This is a genomic window from Luteibacter sp. KNZ12-1A, assembly GCF_056755675.1.
Genome location: NZ_JBPGXU010000162.1, coordinates 1 through 5209 on the forward strand (window position 1 = coordinate 1; position 5209 = coordinate 5209).

Annotated in this window: 4 protein-coding genes; all 4 read right to left on the reverse strand. The window is 67.2% G+C overall.

Annotated elements, in window-relative coordinates:
* The coding region (locus ACR9ZJ_RS18830; RefSeq protein ID WP_481288625.1) for a sodium:solute symporter family transporter at positions 1 to 1752 on the reverse strand (1752 nt) is incomplete at its 3' end.
* Positions 1753 to 1772: 20 nt separating this feature from the next.
* Positions 1773 to 2621, reverse strand: a complete 849-nt coding sequence (locus tag ACR9ZJ_RS18835) for an HpcH/HpaI aldolase/citrate lyase family protein (protein WP_481288626.1) — start codon at positions 2619 to 2621, stop codon at positions 1773 to 1775.
* Between the two features lie 124 nt (positions 2622 to 2745).
* Positions 2746 to 3756: an NAD-dependent epimerase gene (locus ACR9ZJ_RS18840; protein WP_481279933.1), complete on the reverse strand. Its 1011-nt coding sequence runs from the start codon at positions 3754 to 3756 to the stop codon at positions 2746 to 2748.
* 14 nt (positions 3757 to 3770) lie between these two features.
* Entirely contained in the window at positions 3771 to 5048 is a 1278-nt protein-coding gene (gene tviB, locus ACR9ZJ_RS18845) for a Vi polysaccharide biosynthesis UDP-N-acetylglucosamine C-6 dehydrogenase TviB (RefSeq protein WP_481288627.1), read from the reverse strand.
* Positions 5049 to 5209 lie beyond the last annotated feature (161 nt).

Below are 5209 nucleotides of genomic sequence, written 5' to 3' on the forward strand. Positions count from 1 at the left end.
GGTACCGATCATGTAGAAGACGAAGCCACCCGGGATCATGATCGCCGCGAAAGCCCAGATCGATCGTCCCGCCTCCTTGTCCGATGGCGTGGACAGCGTGCGCTGCATCAGCACCTGGTCCTTCGGGAAGGTCAGCACGACGTCGAACAGCACGAGGAAGACGAAGCCCCACACCGTGGCCTTGGTCAGGTCGAAACTGAAGTCGAGCAGGCGGAACTTGTGGTCGGCCATGGCCGTGCGCACGAATTCGCCCATGCCACCATGCAGGTGCCAGATGATGAAGCCGATGGCGAAGATCGCGCCGCCCATCTTGACGATCACCTGCACCACGTCCGTCCAGATCACCGCCTTCATGCCGCCCATGGCGGTGTAGACGATCGTGAAGCCGCCCATCAGGATCACGCTCAAGGTGGTGCTGATCCCCGTGATGGTGGCGATCGCGAGCGCCGGCAGGAAGAGGATCACGCTCATCCGGCTACCGAGCTGGGTGAGGATGCAGAGGGCGCTGGCGATCATGCGGATCGCCGGATGGAAGCGCGTTTCCAGATACGAGAAGACCGACATCAGGTCGAGCCTGCGCAGCAACGGCACGATCCACACGGCGACGAACATCAGGCCGAACACGGCGATGAGGTTGTTCGTCATGTATTGCCAGTTGCTTTCGAAGGCCTTGGCGGGAATCGCGATGAAACTGATCGAGCTGGTGTTCGCCGCATAGAGGCTGATGCCAGCGGCCCAGAAGGGAATGCTGCGGCCGCCGACGAAGAAGCTGGAGGTGGAGTTGCGCTTCTCGCGCAGGTAGAAGTACAGGCCGATGCCGATCATCCCGGCCAGGTAGACCACGATCACCAGCCAGTCGAGCCAGCGCAGCAGCAGCTTGCCCGACTGCACCTGGGCGGACGTCACCGCCGTGCGGCCATCGACGGGGCTGGCCCAGAGCACACCGTCTTGCCAGGGCGCCATGGCCACCGGCCGCACGAAGTCGACACCGGGCAGGCGCGCCCACGATTGCGTGACCACCTGGTAGGTCATCGCATGCGCGATGCCCGCCGCATCGGCGACGAGGTAAAGGATGTTGGCCTGGCCCAGCGCCCTCGCCATGCCCGGAAGCACCGTTCCCGGCACGTCGCCGCGATGGGTCCACTCGCCTTCCGGCGAGCGCCGCCACACGGAACCACCCGCCGTGACGAAGACACCCGCGCCCTGCACCGCCAGCGACGTCGCCGCCTCGCGGGACGGCCATCCTTCGATGGACGACCACGCGGGTTGCGCCGCATCGGCATCGAAGCGCCAGATCCGTGGCGCGCCATGGGCCATGCCGGCGATATAAACGGCGGCGCCCGCGAAAGCGGGCCTGGCTTCGTACAAGGGTTCGGGCGGCGCTGGCAACGGGCGAACCTCGAGACCGCCGGCGCCCAGGGACAAGCGAACCACGCCGCTCACCCGCCCCGCGTCGAGCTGGGTCGCATAGGCGCGCGCACCGTCACCGAACACGACCGCCAGCCCGTTGGGCGGAGCGCCGGCCGACCATGGTAGCGGCGCCCACGCCGCCTTGCCCTGGTCCAGCAGCCACGCCTTGTCGTCGACGATCGCCAACACGCGGCCATCCAGCGTGGCGAGACCTTGCACCGCGCCGCTTGCGGGAACCGGCGGTAGCGCATCGCCACGCAAGGGAGTCAGGGCATCCGCGTGAGCAGGACCGGACATGCCGACCACGCACGCCACCACGAGCAGCGCGGCGCGAAGCCACATCGCAACGTAACGCGGGCCCCTCACCCGAGCGACGCCAGGAGGACTTCGGCGCGTTTCACGAAGGGCAGATCGACCATCCGTCCATCGAGCGAGAAGGCGCCATGACCCGCGCGTGCGGCCTCCGCCGCCGCGGCCACGACACGGCGCGCGTACGCGACCTCCTCCGGCGACGGCGCGAACACCTCGTTGGCGAGCGCCACCTGGCGTGGATGGATGCAGCTCTTCCCGATGAAACCGAGGCGCCGGGACATGCGTGCTTCCGCGCGGTAGCCGTCGGCATCGTCGATCGTCGCGAAGGCCGCATCGACCGCGAACACGCCCGCCGCGGCGGCGGCCATCTTCACGGCGAACATGGCGGCATGCACGGCCGCCGCGTCGCCACGATCGATACCGTACGGCTCGAAAAGGTCCGCGAGTCCGAGTTGCAGGCCCGCGACGCGCGGATGCGCAGCGGCCATGGCGGCGGCTTGCTCCAGCCCCCTGGGCGTTTCCACGTTCACCAGCAAGCCGACCGGCGCATCGTGTCCGCCGCCGGATTCGACCCGTTCCATGGCGGCGGCCACCGCGCGCACCGCTTCGGCGGATTCGAGCTTGGGAACGTTGAGCAAGGCGAGCCCCGGCACCATCACCGCGCGGAGATCGTCCTCGAACCAGGTACTCTCCGGCGCGTTGACGCGTACGATGGCCAGCTTGGCCGCGCGACGCATCGCCGGCGATGCGACGAAGGCGGCCACGTCATCACGGGCGCGGGTCTTCGCTTCCGCCGGAACGGAGTCCTCCAGGTCGAACGACAAGGCGTCGGCGGAACCCGCCAGGGCCTTGGTGAAGAGTTCCGGACGCCCGCCGGGCACGAACAACTTGCTGCGCATGGATTCCCCGCCGACGCCGACACTCCGATGACCCGGGATTCTGCGGCATCGGACGTGCGCCAATCGAGCCGGGTACGCACGTTCTGACGATAGGATTCCTATCTTGCTGCGAAGCACAAGACCATCAGAGGGCGTGGTACTGCCGGTACCAGCGCACGAAAAGCTCGACGCCGTCTTCCACGGAAACCCGCGGCGCATAACCCGTGGCATCGCGCAGGTCGCCCACGTCCGCCGCCGTGTCCGGAACGTCGCCGGGCTGCAGCGGAAGCAGTTCCATCACGGCCTTGCGGCCGAGGCATTCCTCTAGCCGCTGGATGTAGGCGAGCAGTTCCACCGGCTGTTCGTTGCCGATGTTGAACAGGCGGTATGGCGCCACGCCACTGGAGGAAGGATCGGGCGACATGCCGTCCCAGTCCGCGTCGGTGGAAGGGGGGCGGTCGAGGCAACGGATCACGCCTTCGACGATGTCGTCGATATACGTGAAGCTGCGCTGGTGACGCCCGTGGTTGAACACCTTGATCGGCTCGCCCCGCAGGATGGCGCGGGTGAACAGGAACAGCGCCATGTCCGGCCTTCCCCATGGGCCGTACACCGTGAAGAAGCGCAGGCCCGTGCACGGCGTGCCATACAGGTGGGCGTAGCTGTGCGCCATCTGCTCGTTGGCTTTCTTCGTCGCCGCATAGAGCGTCAGGGGATGTTCGGCGGAACGGTGCTCCGAAAAAGGCATGGCCCGGTTGGCGCCGTACACCGAGCTGGTGGAAGCGAACACCAGGTGCTCCACCGCATGCGCACGGCAGCCTTCGAGCACGTGCAGGAATCCGGTCACGTTGCTCGACACGTACACGTGGGGGTTCTCGGCCGCGTAGCGCACGCCGGCCTGTGCGGCGAGATGCACCACGCGCCGTGGACGGTGCTCCGCGAACAACGACTCCATGGCATCGCGATCGGCGATGTCGGCATGCACGTGCGTATAGCGCGGATCGTCGCGAAAACGATCCAGGCGCGCCTGCTTCAGCGTCACGTCGTAATAGTCGTTGAGGTTGTCCACGCCGACCACCTCGTCGCCCCGCGCCAGCAGGCGCATCGCCACGTGCGAACCGATGAAGCCCGCCGTGCCTGTCACGAGTACCTTCATCGACGGTCCTCCATTCAGAGCCGGCCGTCCACCGCATCGCGCGGCAGCACGTATTTCACGTCGTAGATGACGGCACCGGGCTTGCCGAAGGCGCGGATGCCCGCCGCCGCCATCTCGTGGAACTGCCGATGAGCGACGGCGATGACGATCGCGTCGTACGTACCCTGCGCCGGTTCGGACACGGTCCGCACGCCGTAGATCCGTTCGGCTTCGTCCGCGTCCACCCAGGGGTCGTGCACGTCGATCGTGGCGTTGTACGACTTCAGCGAGGCGATGATGTCGACCACGCGCGTGTTGCGCAGGTCCGGACAGTTTTCCTTGAAGGCCAGGCCCAGCATGAGGACGCGGGCGCCTACCGGGTTCAGGCCCTTGCACACCATCAGGCGGATCACTTCGCCGGCGATATAGGGGCCCATGCCATCGTTGGTGCGACGGCCGGCGAGGATCACGTCGGGATGGTGGCCGACTTCCTGCGCCTTGTGCGTGAGGTAATACGGGTCGACGCCGATGCAGTGGCCGCCCACCAGGCCGGGACGAAACGGCAGGAAGTTCCATTTCGTGCCGGCCGCCTCCAACACTTCGAGCGTGTCGATGCCGAGCTTGTTGAAGAGGATGGCGAGGTCGTTGACCAGGGCGATGTTGAGGTCGCGCTGCGTGTTCTCGATGACCTTGGCCGCCTCGGCCACCTTGATGCGGCTGGCCTTGTAGGTGCCCGCGTCGATGATGCTCGCGTACAGCGCGTCGACGAAGTCGGCCGCCTCAGGCGTGGACCCCGAGGTGACCTTGCGGATGGTGTTGACCCGATGCTGCTTGTCGCCGGGATTGATCCGCTCGGGGCTGTAGCCGACGAAGAAATCCTCGTTGAAGACGAGCCCCGAGGTCCGCTCGAGGATGGGCACGCAGACTTCCTCGGTGCAACCGGGATAGACCGTGGACTCGTAGACCACGACATCGCCCTGCTCGAGCACCTTGCCCAGTGTTTCGCTCGCGCGGGTCAGGGGCGTGAGGTCCGGCCGCTTCGCGCTGTCGATCGGCGTGGGTACGGTCACGATGAACACGTTGCACGCGCGCAGGTCGTCGAGGTCGCCGCTATAGGACAGCCGTCCGGCCCCGGCCAGCGACGCCTCGTCCACCTCGAGCGTGCGGTCGATGCCGGCCCGCAGTTCGGCCACGCGCGAGGCGTCAATATCGAAACCGAGCGTGGCGTAGCGCTTGCCGAACTCGACCGCGAGGGGCAAGCCCACGTAGCCCAGCCCTATAACGCCGATCTTTACCGTGTCGAGTTGCTGCATCGGGCTTCCATCGAGGAGGTGCACGGCTTCCGCGGCATGGCGCCGTCGGGCCGTAAAGCATGGAAGCCTAGCGGATCGCGCACGCGAGGCGCCCGCCGGCGGCCCCCGGCCGCCGTCGGGCCGGGGCGCGGGGCAGCCGCCCTCCGCCGCCCGCAGCGCGG